General features: G+C 67.7%; 22 protein-coding genes. 10 read left to right on the top strand and 12 right to left on the bottom strand.

Translation table 11 applies throughout. From position 1 onward, the window contains the following. Positions 1 to 57: 57 nt before the first annotated feature. The 3 genes from cysK to ACTNAU_RS11935 all read right to left on the bottom strand — a co-directional run bounded on the left by cysK (position 58) and on the right by ACTNAU_RS11935 (position 2187). Positions 58 to 1005, bottom strand: coding sequence for a cysteine synthase A (gene cysK / locus ACTNAU_RS11945; protein WP_441098549.1), 948 nt, complete (start codon positions 1003 to 1005; stop codon positions 58 to 60). 215 nt (positions 1006 to 1220) lie between these two features. Continuing rightward, positions 1221 to 1643: an RrF2 family transcriptional regulator gene (locus tag ACTNAU_RS11940; RefSeq protein ID WP_256136727.1), complete on the bottom strand. Its 423-nt coding sequence runs from the start codon at positions 1641 to 1643 to the stop codon at positions 1221 to 1223. Next, on the bottom strand, positions 1627 to 2187 hold the full coding sequence (locus ACTNAU_RS11935) for a DUF6933 domain-containing protein (protein WP_216402182.1): 561 nt from the start codon (positions 2185 to 2187) through the stop codon (positions 1627 to 1629). Before ACTNAU_RS11935 ends, ACTNAU_RS11940 begins: the two co-directional genes overlap by 17 nt. Positions 2188 to 2490: 303 nt before the next feature. Here ACTNAU_RS11935 and ACTNAU_RS11930 point away from each other — a divergent pair, with 303 nt between their 5' ends. From ACTNAU_RS11930 to ACTNAU_RS11920, 3 genes are all read left to right on the top strand, one after another. Then, a complete protein-coding gene (locus ACTNAU_RS11930) occupies positions 2491 to 7131 on the top strand; it encodes a PAS domain S-box protein (RefSeq protein ID WP_441098548.1) in 4641 nt (1546 codons plus the stop codon). A gap of 80 nt (positions 7132 to 7211) precedes the next feature. Then, on the top strand, positions 7212 to 7568 hold the full coding sequence (locus ACTNAU_RS11925; RefSeq protein ID WP_185916664.1) for an Hpt domain-containing protein: 357 nt from the start codon (positions 7212 to 7214) through the stop codon (positions 7566 to 7568). A 38-nt stretch (positions 7569 to 7606) separates the two neighbouring features. Continuing rightward, positions 7607 to 9724 (top strand): diguanylate cyclase, encoded by a 2118-nt coding sequence (locus ACTNAU_RS11920; RefSeq protein WP_441098547.1) that lies wholly within the window; start codon positions 7607 to 7609, stop codon positions 9722 to 9724. 75 nt (positions 9725 to 9799) lie between these two features. Here ACTNAU_RS11920 and ACTNAU_RS11915 read toward each other — a convergent pair whose 3' ends face one another. The 3 genes from ACTNAU_RS11915 to ACTNAU_RS11905 all read right to left on the bottom strand — a co-directional run bounded on the left by ACTNAU_RS11915 (position 9800) and on the right by ACTNAU_RS11905 (position 13417). Continuing rightward, a complete protein-coding gene (locus tag ACTNAU_RS11915; protein ID WP_216402179.1) occupies positions 9800 to 10141 on the bottom strand; it encodes a DsrE family protein in 342 nt (113 codons plus the stop codon). Between the two features lie 143 nt (positions 10142 to 10284). Further along, positions 10285 to 11082, bottom strand: coding sequence for a MerR family transcriptional regulator (locus ACTNAU_RS11910; RefSeq protein ID WP_441098546.1), 798 nt, complete (start codon positions 11080 to 11082; stop codon positions 10285 to 10287). 82 nt (positions 11083 to 11164) lie between these two features. Further along, positions 11165 to 13417: an ATP-binding cassette domain-containing protein gene (locus tag ACTNAU_RS11905; protein ID WP_441098545.1), complete on the bottom strand. Its 2253-nt coding sequence runs from the start codon at positions 13415 to 13417 to the stop codon at positions 11165 to 11167. 434 nt (positions 13418 to 13851) lie between these two features. Between ACTNAU_RS11905 and ACTNAU_RS11900 the strand changes: the two genes are divergently transcribed. Continuing rightward, complete coding sequence (locus ACTNAU_RS11900; protein WP_185916669.1) at positions 13852 to 14718, top strand: DegV family protein; 867 nt, start codon at positions 13852 to 13854, stop codon at positions 14716 to 14718. Between the two features lie 466 nt (positions 14719 to 15184). Here the strand turns inward: ACTNAU_RS11900 and ACTNAU_RS11895 are convergent, their stop codons facing one another. Then, positions 15185 to 15616 carry a hypothetical protein gene (locus ACTNAU_RS11895; protein ID WP_216402175.1) on the bottom strand — a complete coding sequence of 144 codons (432 nt, stop codon included), beginning with the start codon at positions 15614 to 15616 and terminating at the stop codon, positions 15185 to 15187. Positions 15617 to 15947: 331 nt separating this feature from the next. Between ACTNAU_RS11895 and ACTNAU_RS11890 the strand changes: the two genes are divergently transcribed. Beyond that, entirely contained in the window at positions 15948 to 17564 is a 1617-nt protein-coding gene (locus ACTNAU_RS11890; protein ID WP_441098544.1) for a hypothetical protein, read from the top strand. 482 nt (positions 17565 to 18046) lie between these two features. Further along, positions 18047 to 18337 (top strand): carboxymuconolactone decarboxylase family protein, encoded by a 291-nt coding sequence (locus tag ACTNAU_RS11885; RefSeq protein ID WP_441098543.1) that lies wholly within the window; start codon positions 18047 to 18049, stop codon positions 18335 to 18337. 112 nt (positions 18338 to 18449) lie between these two features. Here ACTNAU_RS11885 and cls read toward each other — a convergent pair whose 3' ends face one another. Both cls and ACTNAU_RS11875 read right to left on the bottom strand, forming a co-directional pair. Further along, on the bottom strand, positions 18450 to 19988 hold the full coding sequence (gene cls, locus ACTNAU_RS11880; protein ID WP_441098542.1) for a cardiolipin synthase: 1539 nt from the start codon (positions 19986 to 19988) through the stop codon (positions 18450 to 18452). A gap of 59 nt (positions 19989 to 20047) precedes the next feature. Continuing rightward, the gene (locus tag ACTNAU_RS11875; RefSeq protein ID WP_441098541.1) at positions 20048 to 20821 is read right to left on the bottom strand and encodes a sirohydrochlorin cobaltochelatase; all 774 of its coding nucleotides are present in this window, start codon (positions 20819 to 20821) and stop codon (positions 20048 to 20050) included. Between the two features lie 158 nt (positions 20822 to 20979). Between ACTNAU_RS11875 and ACTNAU_RS11870 the strand changes: the two genes are divergently transcribed. From ACTNAU_RS11870 to ACTNAU_RS11855, 4 genes are all read left to right on the top strand, one after another. Beyond that, a complete protein-coding gene (locus ACTNAU_RS11870; RefSeq protein WP_441098540.1) occupies positions 20980 to 22464 on the top strand; it encodes an alpha-amylase in 1485 nt (494 codons plus the stop codon). Between the two features lie 22 nt (positions 22465 to 22486). After that, on the top strand, positions 22487 to 23329 hold the full coding sequence (locus tag ACTNAU_RS11865; RefSeq protein WP_441098539.1) for an amidohydrolase family protein: 843 nt from the start codon (positions 22487 to 22489) through the stop codon (positions 23327 to 23329). A gap of 411 nt (positions 23330 to 23740) precedes the next feature. Further along, positions 23741 to 24361, top strand: a complete 621-nt coding sequence (locus ACTNAU_RS11860) for a potassium channel family protein (RefSeq protein WP_207721359.1) — start codon at positions 23741 to 23743, stop codon at positions 24359 to 24361. A gap of 22 nt (positions 24362 to 24383) precedes the next feature. After that, positions 24384 to 25040 carry a potassium channel family protein gene (locus ACTNAU_RS11855; protein WP_185916676.1) on the top strand — a complete coding sequence of 219 codons (657 nt, stop codon included), beginning with the start codon at positions 24384 to 24386 and terminating at the stop codon, positions 25038 to 25040. 59 nt (positions 25041 to 25099) lie between these two features. Here ACTNAU_RS11855 and ACTNAU_RS11850 read toward each other — a convergent pair whose 3' ends face one another. The 3 genes from ACTNAU_RS11850 to ACTNAU_RS11840 form a co-directional block, all read right to left on the bottom strand. Continuing rightward, positions 25100 to 25849 carry a biotin--[acetyl-CoA-carboxylase] ligase gene (locus tag ACTNAU_RS11850; RefSeq protein ID WP_216402168.1) on the bottom strand — a complete coding sequence of 250 codons (750 nt, stop codon included), beginning with the start codon at positions 25847 to 25849 and terminating at the stop codon, positions 25100 to 25102. Continuing rightward, positions 25846 to 26325, bottom strand: coding sequence for a YfcE family phosphodiesterase (locus ACTNAU_RS11845; RefSeq protein WP_441098538.1), 480 nt, complete (start codon positions 26323 to 26325; stop codon positions 25846 to 25848). Before ACTNAU_RS11845 ends, ACTNAU_RS11850 begins: the two co-directional genes overlap by 4 nt. A 124-nt stretch (positions 26326 to 26449) precedes the next feature. Then, positions 26450 to 26899, bottom strand: coding sequence for a hypothetical protein (locus tag ACTNAU_RS11840; protein ID WP_441098537.1), 450 nt, complete (start codon positions 26897 to 26899; stop codon positions 26450 to 26452). Positions 26900 to 26980: the final 81 nt, after the last annotated feature.

Here is a 26980-nt window from a genome sequence, read left to right as displayed (position 1 = left end):
CCCCCGTTTGGGGGGGCGGGGCGCTCGTCTTTTGACTTGACTCTGTTGACCGGGTGGCTACCGGGGTGTTTCCTCCCCGCCAAAGAGGGGGGTGGAGAGGTAGCGGTCGCCGGTGTCGGGCAGCAGGGCGACGACGGTCTTGCCCCGGTTCTCCGCCCGCTTGGCCAGGAGGATGGCCGCCCAGACGGCGGCGCCGGAGGAGATGCCCACCAGCAGGCCCTCCCGCCGGCCCACCGCCCGGGCGGCGGCAAAGGCGTCGGCGTCCTGCACCGGGACGATCTCGTCGTAGACAGCCGTGTTCAGCACCGGGGGGACAAAGCCCGCGCCGATGCCCTGGATCCTGTGGGGGGCGGCGCTCCCCCCCGCCAGCACAGGGGAGGAGGCGGGCTCCACCGCCACCACCTGCAGGGCGGGATTTTTCTCCTTCAGGTAGCCGCCCACCCCGGTGATGGTGCCGCCGGTGCCCACCCCGGCGACAAAGATGTCCACCTGGCCGTCGGTGTCCTCCCAGATCTCGGGGCCGGTGGTGGCCCGGTGGGCGGCCGGGTTGGCGGGGTTTTCAAACTGGCCGGGGAGGAAGCTGCCCTCGATCTGGGCCGCCAGCTCTCTGGCCTTGGCGATGGCCGCCTTCATCCCCCCCGCGCCCTCGGTGAGCACCAGCTCGGCCCCGTAGGCGGCCATGAGCTGGCGGCGCTCCACCGACATGGTCTCGGGCATGACGATGATGACCCGGTAGCCCTTGGCGGCGGCCACCGAGGCGAGGCCGATGCCGGTGTTGCCCGAGGTGGGCTCAATGATGACCGAGTCAGGGCCCAGCAGGCCGCGGGCCTCGGCGTCCTCGATCATGGCCTTGGCAATGCGGTCCTTGACCGATCCCGCGGGGTTGAACCCCTCGAGTTTGGCGACCAGCTTGGCCTCCAACTTGTACTCCCGCTCGATCTGGGTGAGTTCCAGCAGAGGGGTGCGCCCCACCAGCTGGTCGAGGGACTGGTATATTTTTTTCATCTTGTAGACCTCCTGTGTCCGTTCGTCGTTTGCGGCGTGCGTTCGCTCTGCCCCGTCGGGGCTATCGACAGCAGCGACAACAGCGCCCTGCGCAGGGGGCAGAGGGGGCTGTGACAAACCGGGCGAATCGAACCATGAGATCAACCTACTTTCTTGGTATGTTTATTGAGTGGTGTCAGTATACCCGCTGAAACCGCCCTTTGTCAATGGGTATTTCAGGGAGCGGCCGGCCGGCTTGCCGCCGCCAGGTCGGCCACCGAGACCCCGTCGAGGTAACCGGCAATCAGCTCGTCGAGGGCCTGCCAGAGGGGGAGGGTGCGGCAGCCGGCGGCGCGGGGACAGGGCTGTTGGCCGGGGGCCAGGCAGGCCACCGGGGCCAAGCTCTCCTCGGTAAGGCGGAGGATGCTGCCCACCGAGATCTCCTCCGGCGGGTGGGCCAGCCGATAGCCGCCCCCCTTCCCCCGCCGGCCGCGCAACAGACCGTCCGCGGCAAGGGCCTTGACAATGCTCTCCAAGTACTTTTCCGAAATTTCCTGCCGGGCGGCAATCTCTTTAAGGGGGGTGAACTCCTCCCCGCCCTGCTCGGCCAGGTCGATCATCACCCGCAGGGCGTACCGCCCTCTAGTCGACACCAACATATGGTCTCTCCCCCTCTCTCCCATCCGCCGGGCCGCCCAACAGCCGGGCCAGATCGGCGCGAAAAAAATCGCGGGGCCGCCCCTTTTCGGGAAAGCCCGCCGCCCGGCAACACCCGCTGTTGAGGGCCTCTTCCAGCAGGGGTTGGGGCAGGTCGGCGGGGTCGGGCTGGACCCCCGTGGCAAAGAGCGCGTCCACCGCCCGGTTCAAAAAGGCCACCGGCCGGCGCCCGTGGGTGCGGGTGCAGACCGGCGGGCCCGCCAGGGCCAAGTAGCGCTCCACCGCCGCGGGCGGGACGCCGACAGACCGCAAAAGGCGGCCCACCTGCCCCAGGGCAAAGGCGGGAAGATTGCCCCACTGCCCGGGGCCCAGGCCCCAGCAAAAAAAGGCCAGCCGGCTGGAGGCGTTGACCCCCAGCAGCCCCTCCCGCCCGGCCAGGGGGACCCGGTGCAGGTCCCAGCAAAAAGCCAGGTCCTGCGCCGCCGGGGGCGGAAGGCCCCGCACCCCCAACCGGCGTTGAAGCGGAATGGTGTGGCCAAACTGCATCTGCCCTTCTCTCCCCTCTCGCCCCCCCGCCGCCGCGGGCGAAGGGCTGGTTTTGCCCCAGTATAGCACCGGCGGGGGGGGGCTGCAACCGCCTCTTTGCCGGGCGGGAAATCGCGGCGGTCAATTGACAGTGTATGCGGCGGGGAAGTACAATGGGAACAGAACACTGTGAGGCCCTTTTCAGGGCGTCTGCCGCAGCCGGGCAGCCGCTTTTTCAACAGACTTGCCGCTCATCCGCCAACCAGCCGGCGCGCGCGCCGGAGAGTCCGCCGCCCACAGGGGCGGAGCAAAGGGGTGTTTTCTTTGGATGGACTGTCTGCAGCTGCGCTGCTCGACCAACTGGCAGGCCTATTTGCCTGTGTTGCCGCCCGGGAGGACGGGCGCATCCTCTACCTCAACGACCGATTTCAAAAGGCCCTTCCCGCCGCCAAGGAGGGCGGGGCATTGGCCGCTCTCTGGCCCGCACTGGCCGACCGCCGCCCCGCCGGGTGGCAGGCGGCAGAGCCCTGTTCCCTTGTCGCCGACACCCCCTTTGGGCCGGAGATGGAGGTGAGTTTCTCCCCCCTGTTCTGGGGGGAGGAGCCCGCCTGCCTGATTTGCGCCTCGCCCCGGGTCCCCACCCCGGCCCAGCGGGAGGCGGCAGCCGAGCGAGAGCGGCTGACGGCGGTCATGGCCAAGGTCTACCCCATGGTGATTTCGGTGAATCTGACCCAAAACCGCTACGCCATGGTGGCCTACGAGCACTTTGACACCCGCCAGGCCGCCGAGGAGGGCTGCTTCGACCAGCTCATCGAGGTGGGCGCTTCCACCATGCACCCCCTCTACCGGGAGGAGTTCCGCCGCACCTTTTCCCGGGAAAATCTGCTCGAGGCCTTTGCCGAGGGAGCGCAGGAGCGCTATATGCAGCACCTGCAGCTGGGGGACGACGGGGTCTACCACTGGACCGAGACCCGGGTCCTCCCCCTCCCCTGCGCCCAGGGGGAGGACCAGTGGCAGATCACCCTCTGCCGCAACATCGATTTGGAAAAGCAGGCGCAGGAGGAGCTGGAGAGCTCCTTCGCGGTGGCGACCGAGAACGCCGGCGGCCTCACCGCCAAGTTTCTGGTGGAGGGCGGGCAGGCGCTCCTGTTGGAGGCCAGCCGCCGCTACCGCGAGCTCTTCGGCGTCGGGGAGCGGGAGTCCCGCGAGGGGATGTTCGCCCAGCTGCCCGCGCCCCTGCGGGGGGAACTCACCGCACAGGTGTGCCGGGCGGCCACCCGGCGGGCCACGGTGGAGCTGGAGGTCCCGGTGAGCCGGGAGGGACAGACCCGGTGGTACCGCGGCCAGGCCTCCTGCGTGGGGGACAAAGGGGGCTGCCCCATCTACTTCGGCACCGCGGTGGACGTGACCGAGCGGCGCCAGCTGGAGCGGGACCGGGAGGCCACCTACGACAGCCTGCCCGGCGGGATCGCCAAGTTCGCGCTGGCGGGGGAACTGCCCCTGCTGGAGACAAACCGCGCCTTTCACACCCTGTTGGGCCTGCCGGCGGACGCGGCGGGCCGGGGGCTGCTGGCGCTGGTCCTGCCCGAAGAGCGGGAGGCCCTGCGCCAGACCCTGGAGGCACAGCATCGCCAGGGGCTTCCCCTGCGCGCCGAGTGCCGGATGGCGAGGGAGGACGGACAGCCCTTCTGGATGCACCTGGAGGGGCGCCGGGTGGGCGGAGAGGGCGATTTCCCCATCTACCTGGCGGTTTTGCTGGACGTGACCCTGCGCCGAGAGGCCCAGCAGGAGAGGGAGCGGGAACAGGCCCAATACCAGTTGGCGGTGGAGCGTTCGGCGGACGTCCTCTTTGTCTACGACCTGGACAGCGACACCTTCACCGCCCGCAAGGGGGGCGCAGATGGGGCCCAACAGGTGCTCCCCCACTACCTAAAAGGCCTGGAAGAGGCGGGTGTCGTTCACCCCGATGACCTGGAAAAGGTGCGGGCGATGATGGCCGGAGAAATCCACCGAGCCGAGGTGCGGGTGATCCGGCCCGGCGAGAGCGCCTTCTCCTGGTTTTTATACCAGGGGGACGCCGTGTACCAGGGCGGCCGGGCGGTGCAGGTGGTGGGCACCCTGCAGGACATCGGCCGCCTGAAAGAGGAGGAGGGTCGCCGCGCCCTCTTGCAGCAAGTCTGCAACTTTGTGGGCAGCCGGGACTACCAGCTGTTGGCGGTCATCGACCTGCCCGGCTGGCAGTGCCACTGCGTCTACCGGGACGACAGCGGCCTCTTTGCCCTGGACGGGGGGAACTTTGCGCCAGCCGCCCGCGCCTTTGTCGCCCGCTCGGTCTGCCCCCGGGACCGGGAGCGGATGGCGGCGGCGCTGCGGCCGGAGTCGATTTTGGCGGGGCTTGAGGGGCAGGAGGCGCGCGCCCTCTACCTGCAGGCCCTGGAGAGAGACGGCTCCCTTCGCTGGAAGGAGCTCTCCTTCTCCCACTTCCGGGGGCAAAAAGACACCCTGTTGATGGCCCTGCAGGACGTGGAGGAGGTGCGGGCGGCCGAGACCCGGGGGCAGATTGCCGACGGCAGCCTGGAAGTGGCCCTCAACCAGATCTACGACGAGGTGATCTGCACCAACATCTCCCGCCGCCAGATGGTCTACGCCAAGAGCCGCGGCACCTACCCACCAATTGCCCGCGGGGAGGAGACGGCCTATCGGCAGGTGCTCGCCAACATCCACCCGTCGGACCGGGCTGCCTTTGCCCACACCCTGGGGCCGGAGGGTCTGCTGGCGGCCTTTGCCGCCGGGCAGACCTCTGTCGGGGGCGAATTTCGCCGCAGGGGGACCGACGGGCGCTACCACTGGGTGGCCATGACGGGGGTGCAGCTGTCGCGCCAGGCCGGGGGCGAGGTGGTGGCCCTGCTGCTCACCGCCACCATCGACGCGCGCAAGCAGATGGAGCAGGCCAGAGAGGAGTTCACCACCGGAGTGACCGCCCTCTTTGAGGAGTGCGTCACCCTCAACGTCACCCAGGACCGCTATCTGCTGCGCAAATCCGACGCCACCTGGGGGCCCATCCCCCCCGAAGGGGCCTTTGAGGCGGCCAATGCGCTCTACTGCCGGCAGGTGATCCACCCCGACGACCAGCCCCTCTTCCTGGCCGCCTTCTCGCTGGCAAACATCCGCCGCCAGCTGGCGGAGGGGGCCCAGCGGGTGATGCGCACCCTGCGGCGCAAGGGGCGCGACGGCCGGTACCGCTGGGTGGAGATGACCATGGTCCGCCTGGAAAACCGCGTCGACGAGGACCAAAAGGTGCTGCTGGTCTACCGGGACGTGCACCAGCTCAAGACCGCGCAGGAGCAGCAGCGGGAGGCCGACCTGCGCTTCTCCTCGGCGGTGAGCGCCTTTTACGACGCGGTCTTTGAGGGGGACTTGGAGACCGACCAGGTCTTTTTGTGGAGCCGGCAAAACGGCGTTCTGACCCCCTCACCCCTGCCGCGCCCCCTGGCGGAAAACTTTCACTGGACGGTGGAACACCTGGTGCACCCCAACGACCGGGAGGCCTACCTGCAGTCCTTTGCCCCCGATGCCCTCAAGCGGGCCTTCGCCCGCGGCCGGAAGGAGGTCTACCTGGAGGCCCTGCGCCGCCCCTCGCCGGGCGGCGACTACCGCTGGTACTCGATGCAGGCACAGGAGCTCAGCCGGGAGCCCGGGAGCTGCCGGGTGATGTTCTACCTCAAGGACATGGACGAGGCCAAGCGGCAGGAGGAGCGCCGCCGCACCGCCCTGATGGACGCGCTGGAACTGGCCGAGCGGGCCAACCGGGCAAAGACCGAGTTCCTCTCGCGGATGAGCCACGACATCCGCACCCCCATGAACGCCATCATCGGCATGACCCGCATTGCCAAGGACAGCCTGGGAGAGGGGGAGAAGGTGGCCGACTGCCTCGAAAAAATCGACGTCTCGGCCAAATTCCTCCTCACCCTCATCAGCGACGTGCTGGACATGTCCCAAATCGAGAGCGGAAAGATGCACATCGCGCGCGAACCCTTCGACACCGCCCCCTTCCTGCAGGGGATCGAGGCCGTCTGCGCCCCCCAGGCGCGGGAGCGGGGACAGCGCTTCTCCATCTCGGCCGCGGGGCTGGCCCCAGCCTACCTGGGGGATGCCCTGCGCCTCAACCAGATCCTGATAAACCTGCTCTCCAACGCCCTCAAGTACACCCCCGAGGGGGGCGTCGTCTCCCTGGAGGCCGCCCCGGTCGAGGGGCCCGGCGGCAAGCCGGCGGTCCGCTTTCGGGTGGCCGACAGCGGGCGGGGGATGTCCAAGGACTTTCTCAAGCGGATGTACGAGCCCTTTGAGCAGGAGGCGCCCGACGGCGGGCGCAACTTAGAGAGCAGCGGCCTGGGACTGACCATCGCCCGCAACCTGACCCACCTGATGGACGGCCAAATCTCGGTGGAGAGCGAGCTGGGCCGGGGTACCGCCTTCACCGTCACCCTGCCCCTGGCGCCGGCAGAGCCCCGCCGCGAGGAGGCCCGCCCCCACCGCGAGGAAGAGCCCACCTTTGCCGGGGAGCGCCTTCTCCTGGTGGAGGACAACGAAATCAACCGGGAGATCGCCCTGGCCCTGCTGCACAGCCGGGGTCTAAAGGTGGACACCGCCGCCGACGGGGCCGAGGCGGTAGAGCGCTTTTCCCAGAGCGCGCCCGGCTTTTACCGGGCGGTGCTGATGGACATCCGCATGCCGGTGATGGACGGGCTGGAGGCCACCGAGCGCATTCGCGCCCTGTCCCGGTCGGACGCGGCCGCCGTCCCCATCATCGCCATGACCGCCAACGCCTTTCGGGAAGAGGTGGAGCGGGCCAAACTGGCGGGGATGAGCGACTACCTGACCAAGCCGGTGGACCCGCCCGTCCTCTTTCGCGCCCTCTTTCACGCCCTGCACCCCCATTCTGGGCAAGGGGACCAAAAGAAATAGATGAAACCTGTCACAATCTGATGTATAATGATGACAAACTGCTGCCAGCTGGACGCCGGTGGCAAAAGGAAGTGGCTCAAATGGAGTTGATGGAGGCCCTGCGCCCGGTGGTGGCGGACGAAGAACAGACCCTGCGCCGGTTTATGGGCAATCGCGCCCTCTACCAGAAATTCGTCCTCAAATTCCCCCAGGACGAAAACATGTCCCTTCTCGAGAAGGCGGCGGCCGGGGAGGACTGGCCGGCGGTCGAGCGGGCCGCCCACACCCTAAAGGGGGTTGCCGCCAACCTGGGCTTTGCCGAACTGGCGCAGGCCGCCGCGGACCTGGTCGCCGCTTTGCGCCAGGGGGCGGCGGGGAGCGACCTCTCCCCCCTGCTGGACGGGGTGTGCGCCCGCCACCGCGACGTCCTGGCGGCCATCGCCCGCTGCGACTGCTAAAACTGCCTCCAAAATTGCCTGGAGAGGAGGGACTGCCCGTGCAGACACCCTGCCGCGACACCCTTTTGATTGTCGATGATTCCGAGCTCAACCGCGCCATCCTGCGAGAGATCTTCTACCGGGAATACCGGATCGAGGAGGCGGAGAACGGCCGCCAGGCCCTGGAGGCCGTCGCCCGGCAAAAAGACCGGCTGGCCGCCCTGCTGCTGGATTTGGTGATGCCCGAGCTCGACGGCTTTGGGGTGTTGGAAGAGCTGGCCCGCCAGGGGCTGCTGGAGAGCATCCCCGTCTTCCTCATCACCGCCGAAACCTCGGCCGACATCGCCCTGCAGGGGTATGAGAGCGGGGTGATGGACGTCATCAGCAAGCCCATCACCGACCCCTCCATCGTGCGCAAGCGGGTGGACAACGCGGTGGAGCTCTTTCGCGGGCGCAACCAGCTGGCCCAGCTGGTGGAGGAGCAGGTGCAGACCATCAAGGCCCAGTCGGAAAAACTGCGCACCACCAACGCCTCCATCATCGACATGCTCAGCTCGGTCATCGAGTTTCGCAGCGGCGAGTCGGGCCAACACGTGCGCCGGATCCGCCAGGCCACCCGGATGCTCTTGCAGCTGCTGGCCGCCGAGTCCCCTGGCTACCGCCTCACTGCAGAGGAGATCGAGATGGTGTCCAGCGCGGCCGCCATGCACGACATCGGCAAGATCCTCATCCCCGACTACATCCTCAACAAGCCCGGCCGCCTCACCGCCGACGAGTTCGAGGAGATGAAAAACCACACCGTCTACGGCTGCGAGATCCTCGAGAGGATCCCCTTCTTTCAGGAACAGGCGTTCTTTCGCTACTGCTACGACATCTGCCGCTACCACCACGAGCGGTGGGACGGACTGGGCTACCCCGACGGGTTGGCCGGCGGCGACATCCCCCTCTGGGCGCAGGTGGTCTCCCTGGTCGACGTCTACGACGCTTTGGTGAGCGAGCGGGTCTACAAAAAGCCCTATCCCCACCCGGTGGCAGTGTCCATGATCCGCAGCGGGGAGTGCGGCGCCTTCAACCCCTTGCTCCTGGGCCTCTTTCTGCGCTGTGCGGACGAATTGCACCAGGCCCTCTACCTGCAGGACGGGTCGGACGCCACCCCCTCCGCCCCGCCCATTGACCTGCGGCGGCCCGGCGGCTACCACCCGCCCGAGGCACAGCAGCTCAGCGACCGCACCCTGGCCCTGCTGGAGAGGGAGCGACAGAAGTACCACTGGCTTTCGGAGATGTCGGGGGAGATCCTCTTTGACTACGACCGGCAGAGCGATTCGGTGGAGTTCACTGAAAAGTACCAGGAGGTGTTTTCCGACAGCCTGCGCACCCTCCACGCCAGGGATCACCTGCGCCGGGCCGGGCAGATCTCTCCCGCGGACCTGCGGCGCATCGAGGGGGAACTGGCGGCCCTCACCCCGGAAAACGCCCTCTACCGCACCGAGGTGCAGCTGACCGTGCGGGGCGGGCGGCGGGTCTGGTTTGAACTCTACATGCGCTCCCTCTGGGAGGGGGAGAGCGGCCAGGTCTGCACCGGCTACATGGGCAAGCTCTCCAGCATCGACGAGCTCAAGCGGGAGTCGGCGCGCTGGCGGCAGCAGGCCATGCACGACTACCTGACCGGCCTCTACAACCGCCAGGCCCTGGAGGCCCGGGTGGCCGAGGCCATCTGCAGCCCGGCGGGGCAGCCCTTCTCCCTCCTCTATGTGGATTTGGACAACTTCAAGGCGGTCAACGACACCAAGGGCCACCTGGCGGGGGATCGGCTGCTGCAGGAAATCGCCGACAAGCTGCCCCAAAAGCTGCGGGCCACCGACATGGTGGCCCGCATCGGCGGCGACGAATTCGCCGTCTTTCTGGAGGGGATGAACGGGGAGGACCTGCTGGCCAAAAAGGCGGGGGAAGTCTGCCGCTTCTTCTGCGAGGAGCTGGACGAGCGGGAGCCCGGCATCTCTGCCAGCGTGGGCTGTGTGCGCTACCCCGCCGACGGGCAGAGCTATAAATCCCTGTTGCAGCGGGCCGACCGGGCCCTCTACACCGCCAAGAGCCGGGGCAAAAACCAGTTTGCCCTCTACACCGGCGAGATGTCGGGGGAGCCGTACCGCCCCTCCCTCCTCCCCCGCGAGGACTGAACCCCTTTTAAACAAAAAGAGAGCGCCCCGGCGACCAAATGCGGCCGTCGGGGCGCTCTTTGCCCAACCCCCCTGTCAGGGCTTGATGTAGGAGAAGCCCTCCTCCTGCCTTTGGGCGATCTCCACCACCCCGGCGGGGACCACCCGCACAAAGTCGGGCAGCTGCTGGGGGTCGATCTGGTTGGCCCGCAGGGCGTTTTGACAGGCGGCCACCACCGTTCCCCCCTGGGCCAACTCCGCCAGGGTGGAGAGGTAGGGCGCGGCTGCCTCCACCAGCCCCTTCACCGCCGGGCCGTTGGCCACCAGCTCCATCTGGCAGGCGATCCCCTCCCGCCGGCAGTAGTCCTCCATATTCAGGGCGTTCCCCGCCGCCAGCTGCCAGGCTTCCACCTGGTCCACGTGATACAAGACCTTCATCTCGCACTCCACCCTTCTCGCCGCCCGCCCCGCTCTGGCCGGGACAGGCGGTCTCTTTTTTCCATTATACCCCCGCCGCCAAGACACGGCCACAGCCCGCGCTGGTTTTTCGGCGCTTTTGGGGGCGGCAAAGAGGGGGGCGGTCACTCCGCCCGCTCCACCGGGAAGAGGACGGCGCTCACCAGCTCTGCCGGGTCGGAGACCATCCCCTCGTCGCGGATGTAGCGCTCGACCGAGGGGCCGCAGACCCGCCACTCGGGGTGGGCGGCCAGGTAGCTGCAGACCGCGTCATAGGCGGTGTGGATCCCCTCGTAGGGGCCGGTGTAGGTCGCCGCCACACAGCGCATGGCCGGCCGCAGCGACACCCCCTCGGCCTCGCCGGAGACCTCCACCTGGGCCTCGGCGTCCATCTCGTCGGAGCGAAACTCCTCGCCGTGGAAGAGCAGCTGGGTGACGCCGCAGCGGCGCAGCCCCTTTTCTGCCGCCTGGCGGCGGAGGTCGGCAAAGAGCTGGTGCACCTCGCCGATGGCGATTTTGCGGCGCAGGCTCAGCACCCGCTGGGACGGCGTCTCCATGACAATGACCTTGCTAACCGATTGGCTCATATTGGTTCCCTCCGCGTCGCGGATGCACGCCTCCATCAGGCGAAGGGAGTGCTGTAGCTCCCGCAGCTCGGCAAGGGCCTGGGCATACCGCGCCCGCACCCGGCCGGCCAGCTCCTGCGGGGACAGCCGCAGCAGGTCGGGGATCTGCGCCAGGGAAAAGCCGAAACTCTGCAGCTTCCTGATGGCCAGCAGGTCCCGCAGCTGGGCCGCCTCGTAGTAGCGGTAGCCGTTGTCCGCCCCCACCTGGGCGGGGCGGAGCAGCCCCAACTGATCGTAGTGGCGCAGCATGCGGGCCGAGACCCGGGTCAGCCTGGAAAACTCGCCGATGGTGTACATGGCATCCTCCTGTCGATCGTCGTACTGGTTCGAACCGCGAAACCAGCATACACCTTGCCACAGTGGCAAGGTCAACCCTTTTTTACAGGAGGGCCTCCCCCAGGCAGAGACCGGTGGCGGTCTTCTCTTCTGCCAACTGGGCGGGGGTGCCGGCAAAGACCAATTCGCCCCCCCGCCTGCCGCTGCCGGGGCCCAGTTCCAGCACCCAGTCGGCCTGGGCGACCACCTGCAGGTCGTGCTCGATGACCAGCACCGTGCTCCCCTGCCCGGTCAGCCGGCGGAAGATGGCCAGCAGCCGCTCCACCTCGGAGATGTGCAGCCCGGCAGTGGGCTCGTCGAAGAGGTAGAGGGGGCTTTTCTTGCGCAGCTGGGCGGCCAGCTTGAGGCGCTGGCACTCACCGCCCGAGAGGGTGCTCACCGGCTGACCCAGGGAGAGGTAGCCCAGCCCCACCTCCTGCAGCAGCCGCAGGGAGCGGACCACCTTGGGCTCGGTGAAGAAGTCCAGCGCCTCCTCCACCGAGAGTTCCAGCACCTGGGCGATGTTCTTGCCCCGCAGGGTGTAGGCGAGCACCTCCTCCCCAAAGCGGCGGCCCTGGCAGGTCTTGCAGGTGGTGCGCACCGGCTCCAAAAAGGCCAGGTCGGTGTAGACGTAACCCGCGCCCTTGCAGTCGGGGCAGGCCCCTTTGGAGTTGAAGGAAAAGCGGGCGGCGGGCACCCCATTTGCGGCGGCGAAGAGGGCGCGGATCTCGTCAAAGAGCTTGGTGTAGGTGGCGGGGGTGGAGCGGGGGGAGGCGCCGATCCCCCCCTGGTCGATGAGCACCGCCTCGGGGTACTGGCGGCAGAAGGCCCGCGCCAGGGTGCTCTTCCCCGAACCCGCCGGGCCGCAGAGGGCGGTGACCGCCCCCTTGGGGAAGGCGGTGGAAAAGCCGGTCAGGTTGTTTTCCCGCCCCGCTTCCAGGGGCAGCCACTCCCCCAGCGGGCGGGGCCGTGCCAGCCGCAGGGGTCGGCGCAGGGCGCGGCCGGTGGCGCTCTCGCAGCCCGCCAGGCCGGCCGGGGGGCCCTGGTAGACCACCTCGCCCCCCTGTTCCCCCGCCCCGGGGCCGATGTCCACCGCCCAGTCGGCCATGGCCATCACCTCGCGGCTGTGCTCCACCACCAGCACCGTGTTCCCCCGGTCGCGCAGCCCGGCAAAGAGGCGGCCGAGAAAGGGCAGGTCCCGGGGGTGGAGGCCGATGCTGGGCTCGTCGAAGATGTAGAGCAGATCGGAGAGGGTGCTGCCCAGGTGGCGCACCATCTTCACCCGCTGGCTCTCCCCGCCCGAGAGGGTCGCGGTCTCCCGCCCTAAGTTGAGGTAGCCCAGACCCACGTCCTGCAGCTGCTGCAGCTTTTCGGCAATGGCGGCGGCGATGGGGGCCTCCACCTCGCCTTTGAGGGAGCGCACCAGGGGGAGGAGCTCGTCCACCTCCATCCGGCACCAGTCGGCCAGGTTGCGCCCGTCGATCTTGCAGGCGAGCACCCGCTGGCAGTAGCGGTCGCCGTGGCAGGTGGGACAGGGGCCGCTGTGAAGGAAGGGGGCGATCTGTTCCTTCACCCGCTGGGAGAGGTTTTCCTGCTTGCGGAGGATGAAGAGGCGGGTGATCTTCTCCACCAGTCCCTCGTAGTCAAAGACAAAGGGGCCCGACTTGGAGGGCAGTTCCACCTTGGCCCCCGGCTTGCCGTGGAGGAGGGTCTGCAGTTCCTCGGGGGTGTAGTCGCGCAGGGGCTTGTCGCAGTCGAAGAGGCCCGAGAGGACGTAGGTCTTCCAGTACCAGGAGCCGGCCGGGAAGACGGGAAAGAGGATGGCCCCCTCGTTGAGGGAGCGGTCGAAGTCCAGCAGCAATTCCTCCCGCAGGGCGGTCTTGACCCCCAGGCCGTTGCAGTCGGGGCAGGCCCCCTCAGGGTCGTTGAAGGAGAAGGAGCCCGCGCTCCCGGCGCGGGGGCGCCCCACCCGGGAGAAGAGGAGGCGCAGCAGGGGCTGTAAGTCGGTGGCGGTGCCCACGGTGGAGCGGGAACTGCCCCCCAACCGGCTCTGTCCCACCACGATCGCCGGGGAGAGGTGGGAGATGACCCCGGCCTTGGGCCGGGGGAACTTGGGCAGCCGGTTTTGCACGTAGGCCGAATAGGTCTCCCCCAACTGGCGCTGGGCCTCGGCCCCCAGGGTGTCAAACACCAGAGAGGACTTGCCCGACCCCGACACCCCGGTAAAAACGGTGATTGCCCGTTTGGGGATGTCCAGGCAGACCCCCTTCAGGTTGTGCTCCCGCAGATTTTCCAGGTGAATGTACTCCCGCTCCATTGTCCCCTTCCGCCTTTCTCCGCCCGGGCCGCCCCGATGGGCCCGCCCTGTTTTGCCTCTCAGGATACCAACTTTTCGCCCCCGGGGCAAGGGCAACCGTCCCCCTTTTCCCGCACCGCCCGGGACGGGCCGAGGGGCCGACTTTCACCGGGACGGCGCGCCGGGGAGGCCCTTCTCCCCCGCCCCAAGGGGAAGGGGGACCAATTCCACAGAAAAATAAAAAAATTTTAAGAATTGACTCGATTTTTCCCAAAATCCTGCTATGATATAGAATAACTATATCTGTGGGGCGCCCTCTCGCCCGGCCGATGGGAACCGGGAGAGGGAGAGCGGTCCCCGTCGGCCGCCCGGGCTGGACGACCCTTTTTCCGCGCCCCCCTCAAAACGATTTTACACCGCGCTCCAGGGCGCGGCGAAAGAAGGATGTGTCCCCTTTGAACCCCCAAAAAATTGCCATACTCACCGACACCTGCGCCGACATCCCCGCCGAACTGGCGGCCCAGCACCAAATCTTTACCCTCCCCCTGACCATCTCCTTTGGGGAGGAGCACTTTCGCGACGGGGTGGACATCACCCCCGCCCAGGTCTACCGGCGGATGGCGGAGGAGCTGCCCAAGACCTCTCTCCCCTCGGGCGAGACCATCCTCGGCCTCTTCGCCCAGATGCGGGAGCAGGGGTATGAAAAGGTGCTGGCCATCCTCTTCTCCAGCGGCCTCAGCGGCACCTACCAGGCCGTCAAGCTAATGGGCGAGGGCTTCCCCGGACTAGAAGTGGCGGCCTTTGACACCCGCAGCGGCAGTTTGGGCACCGGTCTCACTGTGTTAGAGGCGGCCCGCTTTGTGGAGGAGGGGCGCACCTGGAACGAGATCTGCGCCCTGATCCCCCGCCTCATCGCCAACACCACCGTCTTTTTCTGCGTGGACACCCTGGAGTACCTGCAAAAGGGCGGGCGCATCGGCAAGATCACCGCCATCGCCGGCACCATGCTGCAGATCAAGCCCATCATCTCCTTCACCCCGGCGGGGGAGCTCATCAGCGTGGCCAAGGTGCGGGGGCGGGCCCAGTCCATCGAGCGGGTGACCCAGTTGGCGGCCGACTGCTACCAGCCCGGGCGGCGCTGCAACATCGCCACCGCCCACGGGGACGCGCCCGAGGACGGGGCAAAGGCGGCCAAGCTGCTGCGGCAGAAGGTGCCCGCCTACCAGCGCCACTTCGAGGGGATCGTGGACTGCACCCTGGGTTCCCACACCGGGCCCCACCTCATCGGCGCCGGCCTGCAACTGTTGGACGACGACATGTAACTGCCGAAAAACGGCAGAAAAGCGGCCCGGCCGTACAGGGCAAACACCGCGCCCGCTCGTGGGGCAGGGAGCGCCGGAAAACGGCGGCCGGATTTGGTCGATCCACCGCGCCGGAGAGGGGCAAACGGCGCTTGCAGGCAGCTGCGACAAAAGCCCCCCAGGCCCACCCCTTTCCCCCTGCAACGGCGGGAATGAGACGACATTTTCCCGAGGCCGGGGGAGGAGTGGGGCTTTGGCCGCTGGCAAACAAGCGGCGTGACAGCCCCTCGGAACCGAAAAAAGAGAGAGCGCCGGACAGACAGTCTGTCCGGCGCTCTCTCTTTAAATCTTTTGCACCCAAAATCCCCCGTTTCACCGGGGGCAGTGGGACGCCATGCGGCCACAAAATCCCGATGTCTCTTGAGAGGTTATGTCTGTATGATGTCCTGGGCCAGTACGGCCACCCATTTCCGTGGCAGTTTTGCTTTCAGCTCTTTTTGACGAAGTCCCTGCCGCAGCGAGAGCAGTGGATCCGGATCTTTCCCCGCCCGCGGGGGACCCGCAATTTCTGCCCGCAGCCAGGGCATTTGAAGATGCGGTAGGCCCGGCGGGCCTCCTTCTCGGCGCGGCGCTGGGGCGCCTCGGCGGCATGGAGGGCCGCCTTCCTGGCCGCCGGGGAAAACCAGCCGAGAAACCACTGGTTTTCCCGCTCTCTGGCCCCGGTGTTTTTGGAGAGCATCCGCCAGAAGGCAAGCAGCCAGAGCGCCCAGCAGATCCAGAGGACCCAGCGCTGCCCCAACAGCTGCCCCACAAAGGAGAGCAGGGCCCCCACCGCCACCAGAAAGAGAGAGAGCCCATCCGCCCCCCGCCGCCCAGCCATAAACTGGCGGATCCGCCCCCAAAGGCCGCCCATCGGCATTTCCGTCTCCCCCTTCTCACGCCGGTCCAGCGGACCGGCCGACTGATTTTTTAGTATAGGGGATAATTTTGACCTGCCTGCGAAAAATTTGTGACCAAATTGTGTTCCCTTCTCTCCGGGCCGACCGCCGGGGCCGCACCGTTCTCCCCCGTCTCACATACTGTGAACCATCGGGCCGCCCGGCCTGCGGGCAGGAGCGGCGGAAAGGCGTGATGAAACGATGAAAATAAGACTGCGCGCCCTGGCTGTCTTGGCGGCGGCAGGTCTCTGTCTCGGCGCAGGGGGAACCGCCCTGGCTGCAGAGGGACCCCTGCCGGCGGCAGCGCGAGCGGTGGGCACTTTTGAGGAGCTGAAGGCCGCCCTGGCGGCCCCCGGCAGCGACGACATCGTGCTGACGGGGACCATTCAGGTGACCGAGCTGTTGCCGGTAAATGGGGAGAAGACCCTTTCGGCCCAGGGGGGCGGGCTGACCCGGGCTGCCGGGGCCACCAGTGGACTGCTGGCGGTGCAGCCGGGGGCCTCCCTCACCCTGGAAAACTTGCAAATTGACGGCAATCGGGCCGCCGGGGCGGCAAGCGCTGCCCTGGTACAGGTCGGCGCCCCTGCCACCTTGACCTTGGCCAGCGGCTGCACCCTGCAAAACAGCTTGGTGCAGGGCGCCGGAACCACCGGCGGCGGGGTATTTGCCACCGGGACCGGCGCCACCGTCGCGGTGCAGGAGGGGGCGTTGGTGCAAAACTGCAGCTGCACCGGCCGGGGCGGGGGCGGCCTTGCCCTGACCCAGGGCGCCCAGCTGAACATGAGCGGGGGCAGCGTCTCCCAGAACAGCGCCGCCAACTACGGGGGCGGGGTCTACCTGCTGGACGCGGGCTTCTCCATGAGCGGGGGCGAATTGACCGGCAACAGCGCTGCCAGCGGGGGCGGCGTTGCCCTCTTTGGCAGCGCCGTCGACCCCGTCGCCGGCAGGGCCCAGCTCTCCCTGCTCGGCAGCGCCCGCATTGCGGGCAACAGCGCCGCCACCACCGGCGGAACTGAGGTGGGCTACGGCGGAGGCGTCTACCAGGCCGGGGGAAACCTGGTCATCGACTCCCCCGAGGCGGTGGTGGAGGAGAATGCCGCCGCCAAAGAGGGGGGCGGCCTCTACCTGACTTACTATTCCACCTCCCCCTATCCCGAGGGGATCCTCTCCCTCAAACAGGGGACGGTGCAGAGAAACACCGCGCTCTACTGGGGCGGCGGCATCTCCAGCCGGGAGGGGCTGCTGCGGATGAGCGGCGGCCTGGTCGCTGAAAACCGGGTGCTGACCACCGAGGAGACCACCGCTTCCGGCACCTTCTACGGGGGCGGCGGCATCTCGGCCGAGACCGCCACCGGCTTTGGCGGGGTGGGCCAGGTGGAGCTCACCGGCGGCACCATCCGCCAAAACAGCGCCGGCGGGCTGGGGGGCGGGGTTTACAACGCCCGGGGGCGCACCCCTGCCAACCCCAATGACCGCCAGACCTCGGTGGGGCGGATGGCCTTCATCATGTCCGACGCGGCCCTGCTCTACGACAACACGGCGGGCACCGGCGGGGATGACGCCTGGAACGACAACGGGGTGATGGTGCTGCGCAGGAGCTACGGCCCCAACAGCCAGGGACAGCCCTTTGCCGGTTGGTTTACCGACGACCCCGACCACCGCTACACTGTGGGGGACACCGCCCTGGCCCCCGACAGCTCTCTCCTCAACCGCACCGGGGAGGAGCTCTCCTCCCTCACCGGCGGATTTGCCGAGGACAGCGCGGTGGAGCCCTACGGCCTCAAGGCGGTCTGGGATGCCACCGTTCCCCCGGGGCCGGGCATCGACAGCATCTGGCTGATCCTCGGCGGGCTGATCCTCCTCTTCACCCTGCTCGCCGCCCTGCTGTGCTGCCGCCGGCCGCAGCGCGATTGCGGCTGCCGAAAATAGAGCGCACTTCTCCCCTCTCCCTTGACTTGGAGCGCACTCCAGGTGCTGTGGTGAAAGCGGCGGCAACACAGCTGCCGAAAGGGGGGAGACGCCATGTCTCACAGGGAATGTCTCGACCCCTTTTCGCTGGGGGGAGCGCGACCCGGAATTCACCGCCCTCTTTGCGGACTTTGCCTTTTGCGAGGTGGCTCACCCGGCGGCCAGCACCGCCACCCGGATGCCGGCGGTGCTGGCCGCCCTTTTGGGCTGCGGGGGTACGACTGCCTTGCCGCCCCCGTCCCCGACGCCCTGGCCGCCGGGCTCACCCCGGTACCGCTGAAGGAGGTCGCCTGCCAGGCCACGGCCTATCTGGGGTTGGACGGACCCTCCCCTCTCTGCGCGCCCACAATGGGGCGCTCTTCAAAGAGGGGGTCCCCCTCCCCCTGCCCGGCCAGCCCACCACCGCGGCCGAAACCCGGCGGGAGGCCAGGGCCCAGGTCCAGGTGGACATCTTCGGCGAGGGGATGGCCGACTTCTGGCGCTCGGGGCCGGAGGAGAGCCGCCACATCGACCGCTGGCTGGCGGCCAACTGCTTTGGCGACTACTGCACCCGAACGGGGCCCGATCTGCGCCAGCGGGAGCTGATCGCCTTCCGCTTCCTGGCGGCCCAGGGTGGCTGCGAGCCCCAGCCGAAAAGCCACATCGCCGCCACCTTGCGACTGGGGACCGGCCAGCGCGCCCTGACCGCCGCCCCGTCGACAACCCTGCCCTATATCGGCTACCCCGCAGCCTGAACGCCCTGCGCTGCATACAGGAGGCGGACCCCAAAAATAGCTGCCCGACAAAAAGAGAAGGCGCGACGACCCGCGGGACGACCGGCCTTCCTCTTGCCTTTGGGCCATTCTGTCACATCAGCGGGGCAAAGGCCCGCAGACAGGCCCGCCCCAGCTTTTTGGGCCAGGGCACGTTGCGGCAGTCGTCCAGGGTGATCTCCTGGCACTCCAGCAGGGTGCGGAGGAACTCCTCCTTGATTTGAAGGACGCTGCGGGTGCGGTAGAGCCAGGCCGCGCACTCGAAGTGGAGGTAGAGGCTGCGGTAGTCCATGTTGATGGTCCCCACCACCCCGTACTCGTCGTCCACTGAAAAGGTCTTGGAGTGGATGAAGCCCGGGGTGTACTCGTAGATGCGGACCCCGCACTCCACCAGCGACTCGTAGTAGGCCCTGGTGACGGCGTGGACATACCACTTGTCGGCGATGTGGGGGGTGATGATCCGCACGTCCACCCCGTTCTTGGCGGCAATGCAGAGGGCGGTGACCATCTCGTTGTCGATGATGAGGTAGGGGGTGGTGATGTAGACGTAGCGCCTTGCCTTGTTGATGAGGTTTAGATAGACCGTCTCCCCCACCGCCTCGTCGTCCAGGGGGCTGTCGCAGAAGGTCTGCACATAGCCGTCCCCGGCGGACACCGGGCCGCTCTGCCCGGCTTCGTAGAGGTAGGGGGCAAAGTCCTCAGTCTCGCCCCGGGTGAAGTCCCAGACGGTGAGGAACATCACCGTCAGGTTGTCCACCGCCGGGCCCCGCAGGAGGATGGCCGAGTCCTTCCAGCGGCCGTGCTTCTCGTAGGCGTTGATGTACTCGTCGGCCAAGTTGATGCCGCCGGTGAAGCCGGTGTGGCCGTCGACGACGCAGATCTTGCGGTGGTCGCGGTTGTTGAAGCGGCTGCTGAGCACCGGCACGAAGGGGTTGAAGACACAGCTCTTGATGCCCAGCTGTTCCAGCTGGCGGTCGTAGCGGTAGGGCAGGGTCATGATGCTGCCCAAGTCGTCGTACATCACCCGCACATCCACCCCCTGGGCGGCCTTGCGGACCAAAATCTCGAGGATGCTGTCCCACATCACCCCTGGCTCGATGATGAAGTACTCCAAAAAGATGAAGCGCTCGGCCCGCTCCAACTCGGCCTTCATCCGCTCGAACTTGCTCTCGCCCGAGGGGAGGAACTCGCTGAAACTGTCCTTGGTGAGGGGGGCATAGGCCCACTTTTCAATGTATCTGGCCTGATTGGCCGCCTCGGGGCTCTCCTCCTCCAGCTGGCGCAGCACCGGGTTTTCGGCGGGGAGGAGCTGGTGCACCTCTTCCCGCAGGGGGGCCATCTTCTTTCTCTCCCGGCGGGAGAGGTGGTTTTGCCCGAACATCAGGTAGAAGAGCCCGCCGAAGATGGGGAAGAGGAGGATGGGGATGAGCCAGGCGATCTTGTAGCCGGGGTTGCTGCGGCCGTTGATGATGCCCAGCACCACCACCAAGCTCAGCAGGAAACAGACGGCGTAAAAATAGACAAAGTACCGCTCAAACCGGACCAACATCACCACCAGCAGCGCCAGCTGCAGGAGGATGGCCGCCCCCACCAGCACCACCCGGTGAAAGAGCATCCGCACCATTTTCTTCATCTCTCAAAACCCCTTTTCACGGCATATGAAATCAGCATACCACCCGCTGGCGACCCCTGTCAAACCGAGTCGAGCCCAGCGGCGGCCAGGGCTTCTGCCAGGTGGCGGCAGTAGAGGGCGCGCAGGGCGGGCAGCTCGGCCAGCCCCTGGTGCAGGGGGCGGACGGCCAGCCCCATCCCCCGCAGGCGGGAGAGCCAGCTGTCGGGGCCCGGGCCGGCCATCTCCCGCCGGGCGTGGCCGCCGGCACAGACCAGCAGGGGGGCCAGGGCGCAGCGGCGATACCCCGCCCGCAGCAGCTGTCGCCCCGCCGCCTCGGGGCCGCCGTTCACCATGGCGCCCAGCGCCACCCGCTGGGGCAGGGCCGCCGCCAGGGGCCGGTAGGGGCCCATCCCCGCCGCGCGGCTGCCGTGGGCCATCAGCACCAGGCCCTCGCCCTCCTCCAACAAAATCCCCTCGAGCAGGGCCCGGGCCACCTGGATACAGTCCTCCCCGCTGGAGAGGAGGGGGCGGGCCACCGCCAGGGCCGACAGCCGGGGGCCCAGGGCGGACAACTGGGCGGTAAGGCCGTCGTACTCCCCCCCGGCGGCCAGGTGGGTGGGGAGGACGGCCAGCGCCCCCCCTGCCGCCGCCAACTCCGTGAGGGCGGCGGGGAGGTGGGGGGTGGGGTGCCCCTGCTCGGTGAGGGCTGCCGCCAAGCGGCTGCTGGCAAAGGCCCGCCGCACCGACCAGCCGGGGAAGGCGTCGGCCAGCTCCCCTTCCAGCGCGCCGGCGGCGGGGGCGTAATCCGCCCAGTGGGCAGTGCCGAACCCGGCCAGCAAAATGGTCTTTTTCACCTGTGCCCCTCCCCTCTCTCAACCGATCGCTGCCTCTAGTGTACGGGCGGGCGGCCCGGTTGTCAACGGGCGGGCGGTTGCCTTTTGCGGGGAATGGGGGTATGATATCTTCATTGTTTCCCGGGGCGCGCGCCCCGGCAAGAGAGGAAGGTTGCCCTGTGAAAAACCCCACTGCCATGCAGTATTTTGAGTGGTATCTCCCCGCCGACGGCCGCCTTTGGCGGCAGGCCGAGGCCGAGGCCGCCCGGCTGGCGGCCGACGGGATCACCGCCCTCTGGCTCCCCCCTGCCTACAAGGGGGCCGCCGGCAGGGAGGACGTGGGCTACGGCGTCTACGACCTCTACGACCTGGGGGAGTTTGCACAGCGGGGGACGGTGGCCACCAAGTACGGCACCAAGGCCGAGTACCTGGCGGCGATCCAGGCCCTGCAGCGGGAGGGGATCGCCGTCTGGGCCGACGCGGTGCTGGACCACCGCATGGGCGCCGACGGCACCGAACAGGTGTCCGCCACCCCCTACGACTGGGTGGACCGCTACCGCCAGACCGGCCCGGCCCGCACCATCTCGGCCTGGACCTCCTTCACCTTCCCCGGCCGGGGCGGGCGCTATTCCGACTTCTGCTGGAACTGGGAGCACTTTGACGGCATCGACTGGGACGACGCCACCGGCGAAAAGGCCATCTTCAAGTTTCAGGGCAAGGAGTGGGACAGCGAGGTCGATTTGGAAAACGGCAACTACGACTACCTGATGGGGGCCGACGTCGACCTGGGCAACCCCCAGGTGGTGGAGGAGCTGACCCGCTGGGGGCTGTGGTACCTAAATGAGACCGGGGTGGACGGCTTTCGCATCGACGCGGCCAAGCACATCCGCTTCACCTTTTTCCGCGACTGGCTGCACGCCCTGCGCCGCCTCACCGGCAAGCCGGTCTTTGCCGTGGGGGAGTACTGGAACCAGAGCGCCGACGCCCTCTGCCACTACATCGGGGTCACCGGCGGCTCCCTCTCCCTCTTTGACGTGCCGCTGCACCAGCAGTTCTGCCAGGCCTCCCGCAGCGGGGGGAATTTCGACATGGGCTCCCTGGGGCAAAACGCCCTGGTGCAGCGGGCGCCCCAGCTGGCGGTCACCTTTGTGGACAACCACGACACCCAGCCCGGCCAGGCGCTGGAATCCTGGGTGGAGGGGTGGTTCAAACCCCTGGCCTACGCCTACATCCTCCTGCGCAGCGAGGGGCTGCCCTGCGTCTTTTACGGCGACTACTACGGCATCCCCCACGACGGGATCGCCCCCATGGGCCACCCCCTCTCCGCCCTCCTCTGGGCCCGGCAGACCTGCGCCTGGGGCCCCCAGATCGACGCCTTTGACGACCGGGACGTGGTGGGGTGGAGCCGCCAGGGCGACCCCTCTCACCCCGGCTCCGGCCTCTGCGCGGTCCTGACCGACGGCCCCGGCGGGCAAAAGCGGCTCTTTGCCGGGCCACACTTGGCGGGCAAGACCCTGGTGGACTGCCTGGGCGGCCGGGGGGAGGAGATCGCCGTGGGGGCTGACGGCTGGGTCACCCTGCCGGTCGGCGGTGGCTCCTGCTCGGTCTGGGTGCAAAAGGAGACCTGGCTGGCCCGACCCCAGATCCCCGGCGCCCAGCGCTGAGCAACCAAAGGAGGTTTTTTCTGTGCCCCAGTACATCATCGACGCCCACACCCACATCTTCCCCCGAAAGATCGCCGCCAAGGCGGCCTCTTCCATCGGGGAGTTTTACAGTCTGGACATGCAGTTTGACGGGATGACCCACGAGCTGTTGGAGGAGGGAGACCGCTGCGGCGTGGCCCTCTTTCTGGTCTGCTCGGTGGCCACCAAGGCCGAGCAGGTGTCCTCCATCAACGACTTTGTCGCCTCCAAGGTAAACTTGCACCCCGACCGACTCATCGGCCTGGGGGCCCTGCACCCGGAGATGAAGGACCCCTATGCCGAAATCGAGCGGATCATCGCCCTGGGTCTGCGAGGGATCAAGCTCCACTCGGACTTTCAGTGCTTTGACATCGACGATGAGCGGATGATGCCGGTCTACCGGCGGCTGGCCGAACGGGGACTGCCCGTCCTCTTTCACACCGGGGACGCCCGCTACGACTACTCCCGCCCGGAGAAGTTGGCCCAGGTGGCGCGGGCGGTGCCCGAGCTCACCTGCATCGGCGCCCACTTCGGCGGCTACCAGCGCTGGGAGGAGGCGGCCCAGACCCTCTGCCTGCCCAACGTCTACGTGGACTGTTCCAGCAGCCTCTTCGCCCTCGGGCGGGAGGAGGCCCGGGCCCTCATCGACCGCTTTGGCCCCGACAAGGTCTTTTTCGGCACCGATTTTCCCATGTGGGACTGCGCCGCCGAGCTCGAGCGCCTCTACGCCCTGCGGCTGCCCCAGGAGACGCTGGACAAGATTTTCTGGCAGAACTTCTGCCGCCTCTTCTCGGTGCCGGTCTCCCAGCTGGAAGACTACTACCGCGCCCATCCCCAGCCCCGCTAGGGCCTGTCCCCCCGGCGGGCAAAAGGACGGCGGCCCCACCGTGCCGCCCAGTCTGCCGCTCTACCGGGGCCGCTTGCCCCGGCCGCGCTCCTTGCTGCCGCAAAAGAGCGCACAGCAGACAAACCCCACCAAAAAACCGCCCCAGGCGCAGAGCACCCCGATCCAAATCGCCATTTTTCCCTTCCCCCCTTCGGCGGGCCGCGGACGGCCCCTCTGACTCAGTATATGTGGAGAGAGGAGAAGTGTCCCCGCATTTTGCGCATCTTGGGCAAAAGAAGCCGCCCCCCAGGGGAGAAATTGCCCCTTTTCGGGAAAAAAGCCCGCTTTCCTTCCCCTGGGGGCTGTGCTATAATTGGGATACTTGCAGACAAGGCAGGGACTGCGCAATATGAGAAAGAGGGTCTTTGAGCGATGAATATCGTAGTGGTCGGCTGTGGCAAGGTCGGTTCGAGCCTGGCCAGAAAGCTGCAGCGCGACGGGCACGACGTGGCCGTTGTGGACGAGGTGGAGGAGCGCTTCGAGCGCCTGGGAGACAGCTTTGACGGCATCACCGTGGCCGGGGTGCCCTTTGATGAGGAGGTCCTCAAGGCCGCCGGCATCGAGGGGTGCGATGCCCTGGCCGCCGTCACCCAGGACGACAACATCAACATCATGGTGGGCCAGGTGGCGAGGGAGCTCTTTTCGGTGCCCACCGTCATCACCCGCATCTACGACCCCGCCCGCAAGGACGTGTTCGTCCACTTTGGGCTGCACACCGTCTGCCCCACCAACCTGACGGTGGACGCCATCACCCAGTCGCTGACCACCGGCTCGGCGCGGCAGTACGCCACCTTTGGCTCCACCACCCTCTCCTATGTCTACCTGCCGGTGGAACCCGGCCAGGTGGGCCGGCAGACCGACTGCCTGTCGCTGGAGGCGGGGCTGCAGCTGCTGGGGGTTTTGCACAGCGACACCACCATGGAGCTGTGCTGCCGCAACCCCATCGCCCTGCGCCCGGGGGACACCCTGATCGCCGTAAAAATCGTCGACTGAATGTGAGAGAAGAGGGAACAAGATGAACGTCGTTATCGTTGGCGGGGGGAAAATCGGCCTCTATCTCGCCGAAACACTGCTCAATCACGGTCACCGGCCCCATGTGGTGGAAATCGACAAGCGCACCTGCGCCCACCTGGCCGACGCCCTGGACATCCCCGTCATCTGCGGGGACGGCACCACCATCGAGGCGCTGGAGAGCGCCGACGTGGGGACGGCCGACGCCCTCATCAGCGTCTCCGGGCGGGACGAGGACAACCTCATCTCCTGCCAGCTGGCGAAGATGAAGTTCGGGGTCAAGAAGACGGTCGCCCGGGTCAACAACCCCCGCAACCTGCGGGTGATGAAAAAATTGGGGGTGGACGTGCCGGTCTGCACCACCAACAACATCGTGCGGGTCATCGAGCACGAGGCGGACAACGCCCAGATCAAGCTGCTCATGAGCCTCAACGCCGGGGCGGCCTCCCTCAACGAGATCGTCATCCCCGACCACTTCCCCAAGGCCGGGCAGACCCTGGCCGAGATCGGCCTGAGCAAGGACGTGGTGGTGGTCACCATCACCCGGGGGGAGGAGATGCTCATCCCCCGCGGCGAGACCACCCTGGAGAGCGGCGACAAGGTGATGGTCATCGCCAAAAACCACTCCCTCCACGACATCAACGAGCTCTTCGGCAGATGAGCTAAAAATGAAAAAGAGAGGGCGGAGCGGCCGCAAAAGCCGCTCCCCCCTCTCTCTTTTTACCGGTAGCCGTAGAGGCCCCGCACCGAGGCCTCGCCGCTGCAGACCGACACGACCTGCCCGTCGATCTCCACCAGGAGCGAGCCGTCCTCCCCCACGTCCACCGCCCGGCCCACCGCCTCGCGCCCCTCCCAGAGGACCCGCACGGTGCGCTCCAGGGTGGCGCTGCGGGCCCGGTAGGCGGGGAGGAGGGAGGGGAGCCCCTGGGCGAGAAACTGCTCGACGCGCCGGTCGCAGTGGGCCAGCACCTGCACGGCCAGCTCCCGGGGGGCGAGGCGGACGCCGCACTCGCTCAAGAGGGAGCCCCCGTGGGGCAGCTGCCGGCGGGCAAAGTCCTCCGCCGTCTGGGTCAGGTTGACCCCGATGCCGCAGACGGCGGCCGTCTCCTCCCCCACGACCCCCTCGCAGAGGATGCCGCAGACCTTCTTTCCCCCCACCACCAGGTCGTTGGGCCACTTGATCTCCGCCCGGCAGCCAGCGGCCTCCTCCAGCGCCTCGGACACCGCCAGGCCGACGCAGAGGGGCAGGGCCGCCACCTGCCGCAGCTCGATGCCCTTGAGGACAAAGGAGAGGGCCATCCCGCTGTCGGCGGTGTCGGCCCAGCTCTTGCCGCGGCGGCCCCGGCCCGCCGTCTGCCGCAGCGCCAGCACCGCCGCCCCGTCGGGCAGGTCGGCCAGGTGGGCCTTGCAGTGGGTGTTGGTGGAGCCCAGTTCGGCAAAGACCCGGGGGGCCCGCTCCAGCCGGCTCACCCGCGCACCTCCGCCACGCTGAAGAGGACCCCGCTCGCCCGCACATCCAGCACCCCGTAGGTGGGCGGCCCTTCCTTCGGGTGGGCGATGCTGCCGGGGTTGAGGAGATAGATCCCCTCCCTGTACTCCTGGCAGGGGGTGTGGCTGTGGCCGAAGAGGACCACGTCCGCCCCCAGCTGCCGGGCCTTGTCCCAGAGGTGGTCGGTGCTGAACTTGGCCCCGTAGTGGTGCCCGTGGGTAAAAAAGAGGGTGTGTCCCTCCACCTGTCGGGTCTGTTCCGCCGGCTCCTCGCTGCCGAAATCGCAGTTGCCCCGCACCGCCCAGAACTGCAGCTGTGGGTGGTTTTGCCGCAGGGTCTGCAAGGTGCCCTCGCTGTCCCCCAGGTGGATGTAGACGGCGCACTCGGGGTGGCTGCGGATGACCCGCTCCATCCCGCCGAGCTTGCCGTGGTTGTCCGAAAAGACGATGAACTTCAAACCCCTGCCCCCCATCTGCCGGGCGGCGCCCGGCACACTCTTTCTGACCCCTACTCTAACACAAAAACGCCCCGGTGAAAAGGGAGGCTTCCTTTCACCAGGGCGCGTTCGCTCCGCCCTGCCGTCAGCTCTTCTTGACCCCCATGCGGGCCAGGGTCTCGGTGGCCTGGGCGGTCGCAGCGGCCAACAGGGCCTCCCGCGGGCCCTCGGCCAGGGCGTAGAGGGCCTCTAGGTCCCGCTCCATCTTCGGCAGGTGGGCGAGGATGTCGCCGCCCCGGCCATTTTGGCGGGCGCACTCCAGCGCCTGCACGGCGGCCCCCTGCCAGTCCAGCAGGGGTTGGGCCAACGGGGGCAGCCGCCCCCCCAGTGCCCGGGCCAGGGCCGCGCACTGGCGCAGCTGGCTGTAGAGGGCGCAGAGGTCCTCCCTGTCCACCGGCAGGATGAACGCCCGCTGGATCATCAGGTAGCCCTGTCCGTCCTCCCGGGGGGCGGGTTTGCCCCGGCAGAGGGCCGCCAGCTCCTCCAACACCTGCTCCACGCAGGAAAAGAGCCTGTTCTCACTTTTCAGATGCATTGTTTTTTCCTCTCCCAAAACGATCTGGGCGGGCAGAGAAGCGCCTTCCCGCCCGCATACCCTCTATCTCTATGCCCTCAT

It is taken from the genome of Bittarella sp. HCP28S3_D9, from assembly GCF_052065655.1.
GTDB classification, from domain to species: domain Bacteria; phylum Bacillota; class Clostridia; order Oscillospirales; family Ruminococcaceae; genus Bittarella; species Bittarella massiliensis.
This window is presented reverse-complemented; position numbering and strand designations above follow the sequence as displayed.